Genomic DNA, 16,841 nt, shown 5'->3' with positions numbered 1-16,841 from the left:
TCGAATACCCTTAACCCGCAGCAGCCGACATTCAGGCCGAATTTCTCCTGAATGCAGGCTCGCACGTTGAATGCCGGAGTTCTCTGTGTCTTTTCCCCCCATGTCCCGCCGCAAGGTCCTGCGTTCCTTCGCCGGCGTCGGCGCCCTCGCCCTCGGTGCGGCGGCCTGCGGTCCGCGCGCGACTCCCAGCGGCCCCGCCTCCCCCTCCTCGAAGGCGTCGGGACGACGGTTCGGCGCCGAGTGGGACAGCCACACCCGCACCTTCATGTCCTGGCCGGCCCTGGAGTCGGTCTGGGGCGACCAACTACCGTCCGTCCGGGAGGACATCGCGCGCGTGGCCCGTGCCGTCGCGGAGTACGAGCCGGTGGTGCTGATGGCCCGCCCCGAGCAGCAGGACGCGGCCCAGCGGGCCTGTGGGTCCCAGGTCGAGGTGATCCCCCTGATGGTGGACGACCTTTGGGCGCGCGACACCGTCCCGCTGTTCGTCGAGGACTCCGGCCGCCTCCTGGGCGTCGACCTCAACTTCAGCGGCTGGGGCAACAAACAGGAGCACCGCAACGACGCCCAGGTCGGCCGCCTCCTGCTGGACAAGTACGACATCCCGCGCACCAAGGCCCCGCTGGTCGCCGAGGGCGGTTCCTTCGAGACCGACGGCGAGGGCACGTTGTTGATCACCGAGAGCTCGGTGGTCAACAAGAACCGCAACCCGGGCAAGAGCCGCGACCAGATCGAGGCCGACATCAAGAGCAGCCTCGGCATCGAGAAGGTGCTCTGGCTGGCCGGGGTGCGCGGCAAGGACATCACCGACGCGCACGTCGACAGCATCGCCCGGTTCACCGCGCCCGGTGTCGTCCTGGTGGACCGCGCCTTCCCGGACAGCCCTCCGGACGTCTGGTCGCGCGCGGCCGACCAGGCCCGGACGGTGCTCAAGGACGCCACGGACGCCCGCGGCAAGTCGCTGGAGGTCGTCGACCTGCCCCAGCCGGACCTCGACAAGATCACCGGCCGGGGCGACGCCTTCGTCTCCACCTACGCGAACTTCTACGTCGCCAACGGTGCCGTGTTCATGCCGCGCTTCGGCGACACCGAGGCCGACGACCGGGCGAAGGGCATCCTCCAGGACCACTTCCCCCAGCGCGACATCGTCCAGGTGAAGATCGACACCATCGCCTCGGGCGGCGGCGGCATCCACTGCTCGACCCACGACCAGCCGGGCAAGCCGGCCAAGTAGCGGATTCGATGGGGGCGTGGCGTCTGCTGCGTCGGGTGCGGGCCGGCGAATGTCCGGCCCGCCCGACCGTCCCCGTGCGGCAGTTCCACGCCCTTCCGCACCCGAGGTCGGGGCCCTGCTGACCAGGGAGGGCGGGGAAGTCAGCGACGGGGGGCCACGGGCCGAGCCGTCGTCGTGGTGCACGACTGCCACCCCGTGGCCCGTGCCCAGGGCTCGGCGACGGCGACCACGAGATCGACCACGGGATCCTTGACGTCGGCGTAGGTGGCGAGATCCGGAACGGCCTGCGCCAGTACCTGCTTGAAGCGGGCGTAGGCCGGTACCGCCTCGGGGTGCGCCCGCAGCCAGTCGCGGAACAGCAGCGCCAGCCGCTCGTTCGGCGAACCGGACCTCCGGACATGGAGGTTGACGTCCAGCCCCCGATGGCCCTGACGGATCCACAGCCGCTTCGTCCAGCGCGCTGGATCGTCGTCACTGCCGGCGGGAACGTGGTCCTGCCGATACGGCGCGAGGGCGAAGCCCCGCTCGGCCAGCGGCCGGCGAACGTGGCCTCCGCCTCCGCCAGATCCTGCACGCTCACCTGGAGATCGAGGACCGGTTTGGCCGCGTTCCTCGCCATGGTGTCAACACGGCGTGGGACGCGCAGCCTGGCCGCCTTGGCCGCCGTTCCGCACGCCGACAACTTCCCCTTCCTTGACAAATTTTTTTGTCGGTACGATTCTGGAGCGGTGCTGGATGTCGCCGTGATCGAAGAACCCGCCGCCGCCGAGGCGTCCCTGGCCCCCATACGGTCAGGGATCCTCGCCGCCCTCGCCGAGCCCGGTTCGGCCGCCATGTTGGCGGCTCGGCTGGGGCTGCCCCGGCAGAAGATCAACTACCACCTGAAGGAACTGGAGCGCCACGGGCTGGTCGAGCTCGCCGAGGAGCGCCGTAAGGGGAACGTCACCGAGCGGATCTACCAGGCCACCGCCGCCTCCTACGTGATCTCCCCGAGCGCCCTGAGCGCCGTCAGTCCGGACCCGTCCCGCGCGCCGGACCAGCTTTCCGCCCGCTGGCTGCTGGCGCTGGGGGCGCGGCTGGTGCAGGAGGTCGGCGCCCTGGTGAGCGGTGCCTCCCGGGCCCGGAAGCGGGTCGCCACCTTCGGCATCGACACCGAGGTGCGGTTCGCCTCCGCGGCCGACCGGGCGGCGTTCGCCGACGAACTGACCCGCACGGTGGCGGACCTCGTCGGCCGCTACCACGACGAGTCCGCCCCGCGGGGCCGCAGTCACCGCGTGGTGGTCGGGCTCCACCAGATCCCCGCCGTGCAGCCCACGGATCCGAGCGGGCAGACGGATCCGCAGCCGTCCGGAGAGACCGCAACGACGCACACCACAGCAGGACAGGACGCGTGAAGATGACCCATCCGTTCGAGATCGAGCTGGCGACGACCCTGCCGGCGACCCCGGAAGAGGTCTGGGAGGCCATCGCCACGGGGCCGGGGATCGACTCCTGGTTCATGGGGCGCAACGACGTCGAACCGCGCGAGGGCGGTGTCGCCGGGATGGAAACCGGCGGCCACCGCGAAGAGGCCGTGGTCACCGCCTACGAGCCGGGCCGACGCTTCGCCACCCGCACGGGCACCGCCGACGACGGCCGCTTCATGGCGTTCGAGTACCTCATCGAGGGCCGGGAGGAGGGCAGTACCGTGCTCCGCGTCGTCCACAGCGGCCTGCTCGGCGACGACTGGGAGGACGAGTACGACGCACTGCGCCGCGGCTGGCCCTTCCACCTCCACACCCTGGGCCAGTACCTCGGCCACTTCCGCGGCCGGACCGGCGTTCCGGTCTTCGCCGTGGCGATGCCGGGTGACCGGCCGGCGGAGGAGGTGCGGGCGGCCCTCTACCGGGCCCTGTCGCTGCCGGCCTCGCTCGTCGACGGCACGCGGGTGCACGCGGAGCCGGCGGGCCTGCCGCCCCTGGACGGCGAGGTCGTCTGGGCGGACGACGAGCGCTTCGAGGTCCGGACCGGTGACGGGCTCTACACCTTCCACCACGGCGTCGGCGGCCCGGTGCTGATGTTCCACCACCTCTTCGGCCCGCACGCGCACGGAGCCGAGGTCGCCTGGCAGGAGTGGCTGACCGCGGCCCTCGCCTGACACCGCCGGCACGGCGGGTCCGCGCCGTCCGGCCCTCCGTGATCCATCACCGCCAGGCACTGTCGCCAGGCACTGTTGGCAACCCCGCTCCGTGCGGGGCTCCCAGCCGTATCACCGTCGGCCCGCACCGGCCCGCCGACCGGCCGCAACGCACGCCGGGCACGCATGAGAAATCGCCCGCACCCGAGAAACCGAGGAATCACCCATGCGTACTCTGATCAGCACGGCCTTCGTCTCCCTCGACGGCGTCGTGGAGGCCCCCGGCGGCGAATCCGGCTACCGCAACGCCGGCTGGACCTTCAAGGACGTCGAGTTCGTCCCCGAGGCGTTCGAGATCAAGGGGCGGGAGCAGGAGGAGGCCACCGCGATCCTGATGGGCCGGGTCAGCTACGAGGCGTTCAGTCCGGTGTGGCCGACCATGCCGGAGTTCGCCCGCTACAAGACGCTGCCGAAGTACGTCGTCTCCACCACCCTCACCGAGGACCGACTGGTCGCCGACTGGGGCGAGACCACGATCCTGCGCTCGCTCGACGAGGTCGCCGACCTGAAGCGGAGCGAGGGCGGGCCGATCATCGTCCAGGGCAGCGCCTCGCTGAACCGCGCCCTCTCGGACGCCGGCCTGATCGACCGCTACCACCTGCTCGTCTACCCGCTGCTGCTCGGCGCCGGCAAGCGCCTGTTCAGCGCCGCGGACAAGGACGCCCAGAAGCTCAAGCTCATCGAGCACGACGCCTACGCCAACGGCGTGCAGAAGCAGGTCTTCGAGGTCGTGCGCTGACGACGTCGCCGGTCGCGACGACCGTCCGGCCGGGGCGCCGCCCGGGTGAGCCGCGTCTCACCCGGGCGGCGCCGCTTGTCTATGCAACAAGTTGCATAGCAAGATCGGGGCATGGCGCTCGAACACGCGATCCTCGTCTCCCTGCTGGAGAAACCGGGCTCCGGCTATGAGCTGTCCCGGCGCTTCGAGCGGTCCATCGGCTACTTCTGGACCGCGACCCACCAGCAGATCTACCGCGTGCTCAAGCGGATGGAGCAGGACGGCTGGATCGACGTCCGCGACGTGCCGCAGCAGGGCCGGCCGGACAAGAAGGAGTACTCCGTCACCGGCCCCGGCCGCGCCGCGCTCTCCGGGTGGCTGCACGAACCGGTCGAACCCGAGAGCGTCCGGCACGACCTCGCCGTCAAGATCCGCGGTGCGGTCTTCGACGACCCGGCCGCGCTGATCCGCGAGGTCGAGCGACACCGCCAGGCACACGCCGACCGGCTCACCCACTACCTCGCGGGCGAGCAGCGCGACTTCACCGGCCCCGGTGCCGACGCCCCGCTCGACGCCGGACAGGAACTCCAACACGTCGTGCTGCGCGGCGGCATCGCCTACGAGCGGATGACGATCGCCTGGCTCGATGACGTCCTCGCCACCCTCCACCGGCTCCGCCCCGCGCCCTGACCCCGCGCGGGCGCCGCGGCCCCGAACCCCTCACCCGAAACCACCGAGCTCGGAAAGGCGTCCCCCCATGGCGGATTCCCTGCTGTTCAACCCCCGCACCTACGACCCCGCGCACTTCGACGCCGAGACCCGTCGACTGCTGCGCGCCACCGTCGACTGGTTCGAGGCGCGCGGCAAGCGCAAGCTCATCGAGGACTACCGCTCCCGTGCCTGGCTGGCGGACTTCCTCGAATTCGCCGCGAAGGAGGGGCTGTTCGCGAAGTTCCTCACCCCCGCCTCCGCCGCGGACGGGCAGCCGGACAAGCGCTGGGACACCGCCCGGATAGCCGCTCTCAACGAGATCTTCGGCTTCTACGGGCTGGACTACTGGTATGCCTGGCAGGTCACCATCCTCGGACTCGGCCCGGTCTGGCAGAGCGACAACGCCGCCGCCCGCGACCGCGCCGCCGCACTCCTCGACCAGGGCGAGGTGTTCGCCTTCGGCCTGTCCGAGAAGGCCCACGGCGCCGACATCTACTCCACCGACATGCTGCTGGAGCCGGACGGCGAGGGCGGCTTCCGGGCCAGCGGCGCCAAGTACTACATCGGCAACGGCAACGCCGCCGGCCTGGTCTCGGTCTTCGGCCGCCGCACCGACGTCGAGGGCCCGGACGGCTACGTCTTCTTCGCCGCCGACAGCCGTCACCCGGCGTACCACCTGGTGAAGAACGTCGTCGACTCCTCCAAGTACGTCAGCGAGTTCCGCCTCGACGACTACCCGGTGGGGCCCGAGGACGTCCTGCACACCGGGCGCGCCGCTTTCGACGCCGCGCTCAACACCGTCAACGTCGGCAAGTTCAACCTCTGCACCGGCGCCATCGGCATCTGCGAACACGCCATGTACGAGGCCGTCACCCACGCCCAGAACCGCATCCTCTACGGGCGCCCGGTCACCGCCTTCCCGCACGTGCGCCGCGAACTGACCGACGCCTACGTCCGCCTCGTCGGCATGAAGCTGTTCAGCGACCGCGCCGTCGACTACTTCCGCTCCGCCGGCCCCGACGACCGCCGTTACCTGCTCTTCAACCCCATGACGAAGATGAAGGTGACCACCGAGGGCGAGAAGGTCATCGACCTGATGTGGGACGTGATCGCCGCCAAGGGCTTCGAGAAGGACACCTACTTCGCCCAGGCGGCCACCGAGATCCGGGGCCTGCCGAAGCTGGAGGGCACGGTCCACGTCAACCTCGCCCTGATCCTGAAGTTCATGGGCAACCACCTGCTCAACCCCGCCGCGTACGCGCCGGTGCCGACCCGCCTCGACGCGGCCGACGACGCCTTCCTCTTCCGGCAGGGGCCCGCCCGCGGCCTGGGCGCGATCCGCTTCCACGACTGGCGCGCCGCCTACGACCGCTACGCCGAGCTGCCCAACGTCGCCCGTTTCCGCGAACAGGCCGACGCGCTCTGTGCGTTCGTCACCACTGCCGCCCCCGACGAGGAGCAGAGCCGCGACCTCGACCTCCTCCTCGCCGTCGGCCAGCTCTTCGCGCTGGTCGTGCACGGCCAGCTGATCCTGGAGCAGGCGGACCTGACCGGCCTGGAGAACGACGTCCTCGACGAGTTGTTCGCGGTCCTCGTCCGGGACTTCTCCACGCACGCCGTCGAACTGCACGGCAAGGACTCCGCCACCGAGGACCAGCAGCGCTGGGCACTGGGCGCGGTCCGCCGCCCGGTCACCGACGAGGCCCGGTCCGCCCGTGTCTGGCAGCGCGTCGAGGCACTGGCCGGGGCGTACGAGATGGCGCCGTAACGCACCCCCGCGCAGCGCCCGCCGGCCCGGGGCCGGACAACCGGCCCCGGGCCGCGCCCGCTTGCGCCGAAACGGGGCACCGGTGGACGGGGACCGGCGCCAGAGCGGCTCGCCGGACGTCCCGCCGATCGTGCCCTCGCGCACCGCATCCACGGCGCGCCCCGCGCAACGTGCCCGCGCATGCACTACCTCTTGTCGCATGAACCCCACGCAGCTGGCAGAGAACACCCACGACGTCGACCACGCGCGCCCCACCACCGGCGCCGCCGCGCACCGCTCCCGCGCCCTGCGGCTCGTCGCGGCTCCCCTGATGGCCGTCCTGCTCTCGATCGGAGCGGCCTCCGCCGCCTCCGCGGACACCGGCGCCGAGCGGGACGCGGGCTACGAAACGAACCTCGGCGCACTGGTCGGCCTCGGCATCTGAGCTCCGCCGGGCCCCGCCAGGCGCCACGGTCACCAGGGCACGGGCGTGCCGTCCCAGGAGAAGAACCCGCCGGTCGGCCCGTCGTCCGGCAGGAGCGCCAGCCGTACGGCGCCCCGGGCGGCCTCCGCCGGGTCCCCACCCGCCTCGGCCGCCCGGGCGTTGAGGTCGGTGGCCCGCAGACCAGGGGCGAGCGCGTTGACCTTGAAGCCCTCCTCGGCCAGCGTCCGGGCGTACAGGACGGTGAGGGCGTTCAGGGCGGCCTTCGACGACCGGTACGCGGCGGCACCGCCGCTGCCGGGGGAGAACTGGGGGTTCGGCCGCGTGCTCCAGGTCAACGAACCGGTCCCGCTGGAGACGTTGACGATCCGGGGGCGCGGGGAGCGGCGCAGGGCGGGCAGGAAGGCGTTGGTGACCGCGACGACCCCGAACACGTTGGTCTCGTAGGTGCGCCGGAGGTCGTCCGTGCCGGTGTCGGTCGGCGGGGCGAGCGAGGGCGAGACGCCCGCGTTGTTGACCAGCACGTCGAGCCGGTCCACCTGCTGCGCGGCCGCGGCGATGCGGTTCGGGTCCGTCACGTCGAGGACCAACAGGCGTGCCCCGCCGCCGATCTCCTCGACGGCCCGCCGCCCGCGTCCGGCGTCGCGGGATCCCACGTACACGCCGAAACCCTCCGCGGCGAGCAGCCGGGCGATGTGCTTGCCGATTCCCTTGTTGGCACCGGTGACCAGTGCCGTGCGATCGTTCATGACGCCCACGGTCCCCTGGCGCCGAACCCGCCGCCAGGGACAACCTGTACCAGGCAGCGGAGGGAGCGACCATGGCGCGGCAGGAACTGGCCCGATTCCTGCGGGACCGCCGCACGGCCCTGCACCCGCACGACTTCGGCCTGCCCACGGGCGTCCCGCGCCGCACCGCCGGCCTGCGCCGCGAGGAGGTGGCGGAGCTGGCCCACATGTCCGTCGACTACTACGCGCGCCTGGAGCAGGCCCGCGGTCCCCGCCCCTCGCCCCGCATCCTCGACGCACTGGCCCAGGCACTGCGCCTGACGCCGGCCGAGCGCAGCCATCTGTTCCGCCTGGCCGGCACGCCCGCGCCGCCGCCCGCCACCGGTGCGGTGCGGCGCGTACGCCCGCACGTGGCCCGGATGCTGCAACGTCTGCCGGAGACCGGTGCGATCGTCACCGACGCGGCCTACGGCGTCGTCGCCTGGAACCCGCTGGCCCAGGCGCTCCTGGGCGGCGACCTCGGTCAGGGGACGACGAACCTGGCCCGGCGCCGGTTCCTCGGGGAAGGACGGAGCCACGGTAGCTCCAGCACCGAGGAGTTCGGACACATCGTGGTCGCGCGGCTGCTCCGGGCCGCCGACCGCTACCCGCACGACCGGCAGCTCACCGCCCTGCTCGGCGAACTGCGGGCCGGCAGCGAGGAGTTCCGCCAGCTCTGGGAGACCCGTCCGGTGCACGCCCCGGGTCACCGCACCAAGTCCGTCGACCACCCGACGGCGGGCAGCCTCCGCCTGAACTGCGACGTGCTCCTGGTCCCGGAGGACGACCAGGAAGTCGTCCTGATCACGGCCGATCCGGGATCCCCCTCGGCCAGGGCGCTGCACCGGTTGGATCGCCTTTCCTGTTTTTCTACAGCGCCGTCGGACGGGGCTATCGGGTCTTTCGGTGGTCCGGCGTAGCCAATTCGGCAGGGCCGTTCGGTAATCTCCTGGGCACGGTTCGAGGGAATTCCCGGGAGCCATTGGCCAGTTGTGGGTCGGTCGCCCGCCCGGACGACGCAGGGGAGGGGCGCTGTGGCGACGGCAGAGCTGAACGCGGCGCGCTTCCCCTCCGGGCCGCTCGGTTCGCCCTGGACACGGGGGCGCATCGCGCACGGCAGCGGCCTTCACCGCACCGCGGCGCCTCGCGCCTGAAGCCCGTCCGCACCGCGCCTGAAGCCCGTCCGCACCGCGCCTGAAGCCCGTCCGCGCTGCGTCCCGTCCGCCCTCCGCTCTCCTGCGAGCAGGGGATGTGCGGGGCCTGCCTGACTCCGGTCCTGGCCGGCGAGCCCGACCACCGCGACGAGGTGCAGACCGCCGACGAGCGGGCCGCCAACGACCAGATCACCATCTGCTGCTCGCGGGCGAAGAGTTCCGAACTCCTGCTGGACCTCTGACCATGCCGCCCACCACCGCTCACGACAGAACCGGAACCCGCTCCATGGAAGCTTCCCCCTCGCGACGACCTTCGACGTCCAACTCCCCACCTGGGTGCTGTCGGAGTTGGCCGACGTCACGCGACGACCCGCCGTCTACAACGCCCGCGGAACCCACGGCGCGCGGGCGAACGCCCCCGATCCGAGACCGGGGCGCGGCCTCAGCTGAAGGAGTGCGGCGACAGCGCCGTGAACCACAGCAGGACGACGGTGGCCACCCCCATGATCGGAGTGAGGATCTCCGTCTCCAGCTTGTTGCCGCTGTGCTTGATGATGACGATCTCGTAGCGGTTCTTCAGCGGCCACAGCCACGGGGCACCCTGTTTGGTGATGGAGTCGCCCAGCAGATGGGCCAGGCACCCCAGACCGACGGCGTACGGCAGCCAGCCCGGCGCCGAGGGGATGAACTTGGCTATCACCGCGGTGCCGATCCCGGCCATGGCGACGATCGTGCTCCAGGCGGAGAACCCGTGGCCGGGCGGGCACAGGTTGAGCGCCCGGACCGCGAGGGCCAGGAGGAAGAACGTCATACCGAGGGTGAACGGCCGTCCCAGGTACGTCACACCGGCCCAGGTGCCCGCGGTCATCAAGGCCACGAACAACAGCGAGTGGGTGGCGTGCCGGTGGCCGCCCGAGATCCAGGCCACGAAGCGGCACAGGGTCTTGGACACCGGGCCGAGGAAGTTGGCGATGGTGCCGTCGTGGTGGTCCAGGTCCGGCAGCAGCGCGGCGCCGGCGCACAGCACTGTGCCCATCAGGATCTCCTGCGGCGTGAGGTGGGCGTGCATCACCAGCGGGGGCAGGAACGGCGTGGTGGCCGCGAAGAGCAGGGCACCGCTCATCGCGTGCGAATGGCCCATCATGGTGCGTTCGTCCTCCCCGTCCGGTGCGTGCAGGTGACACGCACTCAACAACGGCGGAGACGCTACCAGCGTGTTCGACCGGAGTGGGGGGCGGACTGCGCCCGCAGCAACGGAACGCCCCGCCCGACGGGGTCCGCGGAGCTCGTGCCTCCCGTGCGGACCGCCCAGGGCGGGGCGTCGGCCGTGGTCAGCCGGCGGTTGCCAGTCGCCACAGCGGGGGGACGTGCCGGGCCGGGGCAGTCGTGCGCAGGTGGGCGCGCAGCACCGCGAACTCGTCCTGACCCAGGCCGAGTTCCTCGACTATGCGGCGCGTGGTGACGTAGGCGACCCCGCTCCGGACGGTCCGTCGCTCCCATTGCGCGAAGCGCTCCGCCAGCGCCTGCGGCGCGACCGGGCGGTCGGCGACGGCGCCTGCCGGGGGCGTCGTCGGACCCATCCGGGCCGCCCGGTCACGTTCCCGGGCGATCTCGGAGAACCCGCAGACCCGCTCGCTCGCCCGCTCCGCCTCCGCGAGCTCGGTGGTCCCGGCCAACGCCCGGGCCAAGGGGTTGATTTCGAGGGCGCGCGCCAGGGGGAGCCGGTAGACGTGGGGACTGGCGGCGGTGAGCGTGACGGGGTGGGCGGAGTCCCGCGTCGCGCAGACGCCGCGGGTGCCCCGGGCCGCCGCGACCAACAAGGCGCTGGCCTCCGAGGGGTGCCAGTCGAAGACGCGCTCCACCGCCAGGGTGTCGGCGGCGGTCAGGGTGTGCAGGGGCGTCCCCAACAAGGGCAGCAGCGCGGACTCGGGTACCTCGGAGTCGAGGCCCGGCCCGGCGACGTGCACCGCGGTGGCGATGCCGGTGTGCGCGCAGGCGGCCAGCGCCAGGGCGTCGCCGAGGGGGCTGCGCAGGGTGGGCTCGGTGCCGTCGGCCAGGACGTCGCCGCCGACGTCCACGACGTCGATCCGCTCCGCCCGACAGTACGCCGCGGCTTCGGTGATCTGTTGCGCGAGTCCCACGGCCCCGCCGTAGGGGTCCAGCAGGCCCAACTCCGGCCGTAGGTCGGCGGCCAGACGGGGCAGCAGGGAGCCGGCGGGCGGGCGGGGCGCCGAGGTCGGGGTGACCAGTCGCAGCGTCGGGCCGGCCGGCACGGTGCCGGTGAAGTCGGACGGCCGGCGTGGCCCCGGCACCGGGTCCACCACCAGCCGCTCCCAGGCGTACGTCAGCACCAGGGCGGGTTCGTCGGCGCCGTGGAGAGCGGCGTGCACCATCGCCGTCGTGATGGCGTCGCCGCCACCTCCGGCCGCTATGAGAAGTCGCTTCATGAACGACATGGATATCCCAATGCGGGGGCTGATACCAGGGTGTCTCGATTTCCGCCGAGACCACCCGTGGAGTTTCTTATGATCAGATATCGGTGGTATGTGCAAGATGCGGAAGCTTCCAACATCGGCCGCGGTGCGGCCGTGTAGTTCGGTGGTTCGCCCCATGTCTTCGGTGACTGGTTGTCGACCAAGCTGTCACGTGGCGCGACTGATCCGTTTGGATCCGATCCGATCTGGAAGGAAACCCCCCGGAAGTGGCAACCTCGTTACCGCTCCAGATATCCCCCTCCGTTCCCGAAGAGCCGACGACGCCCTACAAGCAGTACGTCTACGCCTATCCGCACCAGAAGGCGTACCGGCTCGGCCAAGACCGTCCGCTCCTGTCCGACCTGTGGGCCGGCGAGCGCCTCGACGCGCTCTCCCTCTACGTGCACGTGCCGTTCTGCGAGATGCGCTGCGGCTTCTGCAACCTCTTCACCCGGACCGGTGCGCCCCAGGACGTCACCCGTGGCTTCCTGGACACCCTCGAACGCCAGGCGGGCGCGACCCGTGCGGCGCTGGACGCCAACGGCACCCCCCGGTTCACCCTCGCGGCGTTCGGCGGCGGCACTCCGACGTACCTCACCGCCGACGAGCTGGTCCGGCTGTGCGACATCTGTGAGAACGTCATGGGCGCGGACCTCAAGGCCGTTCCGTGGTCGGTCGAGACCTCTCCCGCCACGGCGACCGCCGACCGCATCGCCGTCCTCGCGGAACGCGGCGCCACCCGGCTCAGCATCGGCGTGCAGAGCTTCATCGACGAGGAGGCCCGGGCCGCGGTCCGCCCGCAGAAGCGCACGGAGGTGGAGGCCGCGCTCGCCAGGCTCAAGGAGGCGGCCTTCCCCATCCTCAACATCGACCTCATCTACGGCATCGACGGCCAGACCGAGCAGAGCTTCCGGGTCTCGCTCGACGCGGCGCTCAGTTGGGAGCCGGAGGAGATCTACCTCTACCCCCTGTACGTCCGCCCGTTGACCGGACTGATGGCCCGGCACGACAAGAGCGGCGAACTCTGGGACGAACAGCGGCTGCGCCTGTACCGCTACGGCCGCGACCACCTGCTCGCCGCCGGCTACCGGCAGACCTCCATGCGGGTCTTCAGCCGGATCGGCACCGCCGCCGTGGACGGCGCGGACGACAGCAACATCAACGAGTACAACCAGCAGGCCGGCATGGTCGGCCTGGGGGTGGGCGCCCGGTCCTTCACGACCGATCTGCACTACACGACCGACTACGCCGTCGCGGTGCCGGAGGTCCGGCGCATCATCGACGACTACATCGTCACGCCGACCGAGCAGTTCCACCGTGCGCAGTGGTCGTTCCGCATGGACGACGACGAGCGCCGCCGGATGTTCGTCCTCGGCATGCTGTTGGAGTCGGACGGCCTGCGCGTGGAACGCTACCGCGCGCAGTTCGGCACCGTCCCGCAGGACGACTTCGGCCCCCAACTCGCCCTCCTCGCCGAGCGCGGCTGGCTGGACGACGACGGCGGAGTGCTGCGGCTGACGCCGGAGGGGACCGCCTGGGCGGACGCCATCGGCCCGCTGTTCTTCTCGTCGCGCGTGAACGAGGCCATGGCGTCCTATCGGGACCGCTGACCGGTAGGCCAGGGCCCGCGGCCCGATGAGGCTCACGTCCCCTCGCCCGCCACCGTCCGGGTGGCGGGGGGACGTGCTCCCCGCCATCCGGACGGGCGGCCACGCCCCCTCAAGCAGTCCCCGTCACCCCCCGGTCGACGTCCCCGGGGCGTTCGCGGTGCCGGCCCGGCACCGAGACCACGACGAGCCCGCCGAGCAACAGCACCGCACCCATCAGTGCCGGCGGGCTCAACCGCTCGCCCAACAGCGCCACCCCCAGCACCGCGGCGACCAACGGCTCCGCCAGGCTGAGCGTGCCCACCGTCGCCCCGCTGAGATGCCGGACCCCCCGCGTGAACAGCAGGTACCCCAGGGCCGTCGTGGCCAGCGCCAACCAGCCGATCAGGGCCACCGCCCGCGGTTCGGCCAGCCCGTGGGGGTGGGCGAGGACCCACGGCGAGACGAGCAGCCCCGCGCAGAACACGCTCGCCGGGGCCGCCGCCGCCGTGTCCGCCCCCCGCTCCTCCAGCCGCTTGGTCGCCGAGATGTACACCCCGAAACTGGCGCCGGCGACGATGCCGAGCAGCACGCCCACGCCGTCGGTCGGTCCGTCGCCGGTGGGAGCGAGGAGCAGCACGATGCCGCCGACCGCCCCCGCGGTGCCGCCGACCCACCGCCCGCCGAGCCGCTCACCGGCCAGCACGCGTCCGCACACCCCCGACACGACCGGGACGGTGCCGAAGGTGACGGCGGTCGCCAGGGCCGCGCCACTGCGGGCCACCGCCTCCAGGAAACACGCCTGGAAGGCCGCCGTGACGGCGATGCTCACGACCATCCACGGCCAGGCACCACGCCGCCACAGAGACCGGATCCCCGCCCGCCGTGCCGTGAACAGCCCCAGCACGAAGCCGCCGAGCAGCATCCGGCAGGCACCGATCGCCACCGGTGACGCGCTGGTTCCGGCCAGGATCTGGGCGGGGCCCACCGTGCCCCAGAGGAAGGCGGCAGCCAGGACCGGCGCCACCCCGCTCGCCACGACGGCACGCTCCACTGTGCCCGTTGCGCTCGTCACGCTCTCCCCATCCGAGGGCCGGGCAGGATCCGTGGCAAGCGCGCCGCGGCGGCACACCCGACGATTCCTGGCCCCGACGCTACGAGTTCCGCACGGCCGCACCCCATTGGGGGAAGGCACCATCTCTCCGGCGGACCGTTGGAGGTACCCCCGAACTCGCTGTCTGGCAAAGGATGTTCACGGAACGGCGCCACGGCCACACCGCATGCCGGCGGCCGCAGGTCGCCCGGGGCGGACGACGCCTCGACCGCCCCCGGCCAGGTACACGACAGCGAAGTCAAGGGCAGGGCTTGCACATGTCATCCAAAAGCGGTAATAGCCGCAGACCCTCTCGGCGCATATGATCGGTGACATGACGCCCACATGGGTCCCGGAGGCCACCACCGAGGCCAACGAACGCATACGCACCTTCATGGCCGCCCGCGCCGGTCGCGCGCTGTGGCCCGAAGAGCAAGCCGAGTACGAGCAGTTGCTGACCGTCTGGGCCGACTCCCTGCACGCCGGGCCGGACCCGAGGTGAACGGGCCGGGGCCGTCCGGCGCTCGCGCGAGGCGGCGTCGGCCGGGTCGACGGCGGCCCTGCGGGCCCGCTGTCGGAGCGTCGCCTCCTGCATGACGCGTCGGCTCCTCCCGGGTCGCCGGACCACCCACGGTCTCCGACCGGACACCCTGTCCAAGGTGTCCAACGTGTGCCGTCCGCCCGCCGTCCACGGCGTTCGGGCCGGTCGGCAGCGGCAGGCGGCGGCGCTCGGCGAGGTATTGATGTTGACGCTCGACTTACTCGGCGAATAAATTTACGTTCGTCGTAATTTCCCTCGGCCGGGCGTGCCGGGGGAGGGCGGGCGGCGTCGCGCCGGGCACGGGTGAGGACCAAGTCCCGTACGGAGGCGACGCGTTCGCGGCCGTACGGCTCCATAGCCGATCGCCCCCACGCCCGCCCAGCCCCGCCTTCACGGGACGACCACCCTCACCCCTCACCCCTCACGACGGAGGACCGTTGCTGAACGTCACTGCTGTTCCCGCGGCGCCCGGTGCCGCCCGGGCCGCCCGCGACCGCGCCGGCGCGCTGATCGCCGCCCCGCTCCCGGCCGATGCCGAGGTGCACGGCGACTGGGTCCGCGCGCCGGGTGCGCGGGGCGGTGCGGTGGTCTACGTCCACGGCGGCGGCTTCGTGCACACCATGCCCGAGGCGGAGCGCGTGGTGGCCTACCGGCTGTCGCGGGCGACCGGACGGCCCGTCCTGCGGGTGGACTACCGCCTGGCGCCGACCCACCCCTACCCCGCGGCGCTGGAGGACCTGCTCGCTGCCTGGCAGGGCGTGTTGGACCAGGGCGTGCCGGCGCACGAGGTCGTCTTCGTCGGGGAGTCGGCCGGCGCCACCCTGGTGCTCTCCGCCCTGTTGGAACTCAAGCGGACCGGCCGGGAGCAACCCGGCGCCGCCGTCGCGATCTCACCGGTCACCGACCTCGCCCTGACCGGTGCGTCGCTGACCACCAACGACGGCAAGGACGTGCTGTCCCGCGCCGTCCTGCAAACCGTCGGCAGTCAGTACCTGGGCGGCGCCGATGCCGGGGCGGCGCCGCAGTCGCCGCTGTACGGCGATCCGCGCGGACTGCCGTCCCTGCTGGTCGCCGTCGGCACCGACGAGGTCCTGTTGGACGACGCCCGCCGGTTCGCCGAGGCCGCCGACGCCGCCGGCGTGAGCGTGCGGCTGGACGCGTACGAGGACCTGCCGCACGCCTTCCACCTCTCCGAGCCCGGGGAGGTGTTCTTCGACCGGCTCGGCCGGTGGCTGGCCGACCCGGTCCGGGAGGTCACCGTCAGCGGCCCCGAGGCAGGCCCGTACGCCCTCGCGGACGGCCCCGACGGGGCCCTGTGGTTCACGCTGGTCCACCAGGGTGCGATCGGGCGCCGGGACGCGGACGGGGCCGTCACGGTCCACCCGGTCGGCGCGGGCCCGACGCTCCTCGCCCAAGGGCCGGACGGCGCCCTGTGGTTCACCGAGTACGGCAGCCACCGGATCGGCCGGATCACGATGGACGGCGACGTCACCGCCTTCGCACCGCCGACCGCCGAAGGTGGGCCGTTCGGCATCGCCGCTGGACCCGACGGGGCGATGTGGTTCACGCTGTCCGCCGCCGACCGGATCGGTCGGATCACCGTGGACGGCGAGATCACCGAGTACCCGGCGCCCGGCGGCTTCCCCGCCGCCCTCACTGCCGGGCCCGACGGCGCCCTGTGGTTCACCCTCAACCAAGCCGGCGCGATCGGCCGGATCACCACGGACGGGCGGACCACGACGTACCCCCTGCCGACGCCGTCCGCCGCCCCGGTGGGCCTCACCGTCGGACCGGACGGGGCCCTGTGGTTCACCGAGATCGGCGCCGGGCAGATCGGGCGGATCACGACAGACGGCGAGATCACCGAGTACCCGCTGCCCGATCGCCAGGCACGGCCGCACGCCCTCACCACCGGCCCCGACGGTGCCGTGTGGTTCACGGAGTGGGGCGGCAACCGCGTCGGGCGCATCACCACCGACGGCCGGATCACCGGCTACGAACTGCCCCGCGCGGCCAGCGAACCGCACGGCATCGTCCAGCACCGCGGAGCCCTGTGGTGCGCCCTGGAGACGGGTTCCCTGGCCAGGGTCGCGGTGCCCGGCGAGTAGTGCGAGCGTTCGGGGCGACTGCCGGCGCCGCGGAAGCCCGATCGGAATAATGTACGCATCCATCATCACGCGTACGTCATACCGAACGGGCGG

General features: G+C 72.2%; 17 protein-coding genes and 1 pseudogene. 13 read left to right on the top strand and 5 right to left on the bottom strand.

What is annotated here, in order from left to right; all coding sequences use genetic code 11:
- The first annotated feature begins 100 nt into the window (after window positions 1-100).
- Window positions 101-1,231 carry an agmatine deiminase family protein gene (locus ACLJT4_RS24200; RefSeq protein WP_411125097.1) on the top strand — a complete coding sequence of 377 codons (1,131 nt, stop codon included), beginning with the start codon at window positions 101-103 and terminating at the stop codon, window positions 1,229-1,231.
- A 140-nt stretch (window positions 1,232-1,371) separates the two neighbouring features.
- On the opposite strand, the gene ACLJT4_RS24195 is transcribed toward ACLJT4_RS24200, so the two are convergent.
- Window positions 1,372-1,764, bottom strand: coding sequence for a GrpB family protein (locus tag ACLJT4_RS24195; protein WP_411125308.1), 393 nt, complete (start codon window positions 1,762-1,764; stop codon window positions 1,372-1,374).
- A gap of 195 nt (window positions 1,765-1,959) precedes the next feature.
- On the opposite strand from ACLJT4_RS24195, the gene ACLJT4_RS24190 reads away from it, so the two are divergent.
- From ACLJT4_RS24190 to ACLJT4_RS24165, 6 genes are all read left to right on the top strand, one after another.
- Complete coding sequence (locus ACLJT4_RS24190; RefSeq protein ID WP_411125095.1) at window positions 1,960-2,625, top strand: ArsR/SmtB family transcription factor; 666 nt, start codon at window positions 1,960-1,962, stop codon at window positions 2,623-2,625.
- A gap of 2 nt (window positions 2,626-2,627) precedes the next feature.
- Entirely contained in the window at window positions 2,628-3,368 is a 741-nt protein-coding gene (locus ACLJT4_RS24185) for an SRPBCC family protein (protein WP_411125093.1), read from the top strand.
- Window positions 3,369-3,573: 205 nt separating this feature from the next.
- Window positions 3,574-4,146, top strand: coding sequence for a dihydrofolate reductase family protein (locus ACLJT4_RS24180; protein WP_411125091.1), 573 nt, complete (start codon window positions 3,574-3,576; stop codon window positions 4,144-4,146).
- Between the two features lie 111 nt (window positions 4,147-4,257).
- Complete coding sequence (locus tag ACLJT4_RS24175) at window positions 4,258-4,815, top strand: PadR family transcriptional regulator (protein ID WP_016573672.1); 558 nt, start codon at window positions 4,258-4,260, stop codon at window positions 4,813-4,815.
- Between the two features lie 67 nt (window positions 4,816-4,882).
- Window positions 4,883-6,604: an acyl-CoA dehydrogenase family protein gene (locus ACLJT4_RS24170; RefSeq protein ID WP_411125088.1), complete on the top strand. Its 1,722-nt coding sequence runs from the start codon at window positions 4,883-4,885 to the stop codon at window positions 6,602-6,604.
- Between the two features lie 199 nt (window positions 6,605-6,803).
- A complete protein-coding gene (locus ACLJT4_RS24165) occupies window positions 6,804-7,028 on the top strand; it encodes a hypothetical protein (protein WP_411125086.1) in 225 nt (74 codons plus the stop codon).
- Between the two features lie 29 nt (window positions 7,029-7,057).
- On the opposite strand, the gene ACLJT4_RS24160 is transcribed toward ACLJT4_RS24165, so the two are convergent.
- A complete protein-coding gene (locus ACLJT4_RS24160) occupies window positions 7,058-7,774 on the bottom strand; it encodes an SDR family oxidoreductase (RefSeq protein ID WP_411125085.1) in 717 nt (238 codons plus the stop codon).
- 71 nt (window positions 7,775-7,845) lie between these two features.
- Here ACLJT4_RS24160 and ACLJT4_RS24155 point away from each other — a divergent pair, with 71 nt between their 5' ends.
- Complete coding sequence (locus ACLJT4_RS24155; protein WP_411125084.1) at window positions 7,846-8,712, top strand: helix-turn-helix transcriptional regulator; 867 nt, start codon at window positions 7,846-7,848, stop codon at window positions 8,710-8,712.
- A 290-nt stretch (window positions 8,713-9,002) separates the two neighbouring features.
- Window positions 9,003-9,188, top strand: coding sequence for a 2Fe-2S iron-sulfur cluster-binding protein (locus ACLJT4_RS24150; RefSeq protein WP_411125306.1), 186 nt, complete (start codon window positions 9,003-9,005; stop codon window positions 9,186-9,188).
- Between the two features lie 200 nt (window positions 9,189-9,388).
- Here ACLJT4_RS24150 and ACLJT4_RS24145 read toward each other — a convergent pair whose 3' ends face one another.
- Both ACLJT4_RS24145 and ACLJT4_RS24140 read right to left on the bottom strand, forming a co-directional pair.
- Window positions 9,389-10,090, bottom strand: a complete 702-nt coding sequence (locus ACLJT4_RS24145) for a metal-dependent hydrolase (RefSeq protein WP_411125083.1) — start codon at window positions 10,088-10,090, stop codon at window positions 9,389-9,391.
- A 187-nt stretch (window positions 10,091-10,277) separates the two neighbouring features.
- Window positions 10,278-11,393, bottom strand: a complete 1,116-nt coding sequence (locus tag ACLJT4_RS24140; protein WP_411125081.1) for a DUF1152 domain-containing protein — start codon at window positions 11,391-11,393, stop codon at window positions 10,278-10,280.
- A gap of 254 nt (window positions 11,394-11,647) precedes the next feature.
- On the opposite strand from ACLJT4_RS24140, the gene ACLJT4_RS24135 reads away from it, so the two are divergent.
- Window positions 11,648-13,030, top strand: coding sequence for an STM4012 family radical SAM protein (locus tag ACLJT4_RS24135; RefSeq protein ID WP_411125079.1), 1,383 nt, complete (start codon window positions 11,648-11,650; stop codon window positions 13,028-13,030).
- A gap of 109 nt (window positions 13,031-13,139) precedes the next feature.
- Here ACLJT4_RS24135 and ACLJT4_RS24130 read toward each other — a convergent pair whose 3' ends face one another.
- Window positions 13,140-14,081, bottom strand: a complete 942-nt coding sequence (locus tag ACLJT4_RS24130) for a DMT family transporter (RefSeq protein WP_411125077.1) — start codon at window positions 14,079-14,081, stop codon at window positions 13,140-13,142.
- A gap of 352 nt (window positions 14,082-14,433) precedes the next feature.
- Between ACLJT4_RS24130 and ACLJT4_RS24125 the strand changes: the two genes are divergently transcribed.
- The 3 genes and pseudogenes from ACLJT4_RS24125 to ACLJT4_RS24115 all read left to right on the top strand — a co-directional run bounded on the left by ACLJT4_RS24125 (window position 14,434) and on the right by ACLJT4_RS24115 (window position 16,748).
- On the top strand, window positions 14,434-14,601 hold the full coding sequence (locus ACLJT4_RS24125; protein ID WP_411125073.1) for a hypothetical protein: 168 nt from the start codon (window positions 14,434-14,436) through the stop codon (window positions 14,599-14,601).
- 578 nt (window positions 14,602-15,179) lie between these two features.
- Window positions 15,180-15,815 (top strand): annotated as a pseudogene (locus ACLJT4_RS24120) (alpha/beta hydrolase); the annotation flags it as partial.
- A 57-nt stretch (window positions 15,816-15,872) separates the two neighbouring features.
- Window positions 15,873-16,748, top strand: a complete 876-nt coding sequence (locus ACLJT4_RS24115) for a virginiamycin B lyase (protein ID WP_411125304.1) — start codon at window positions 15,873-15,875, stop codon at window positions 16,746-16,748.
- The last annotated feature ends 93 nt before the right edge of the window (window positions 16,749-16,841 follow it).

The organism is Streptomyces sp. x-19, assembly GCF_046549115.1.
Taxonomy (GTDB): Bacteria; Actinomycetota; Actinomycetes; order Streptomycetales; family Streptomycetaceae; genus Streptomyces; species Streptomyces albulus_C.
This window is presented reverse-complemented; position numbering and strand designations above follow the sequence as displayed.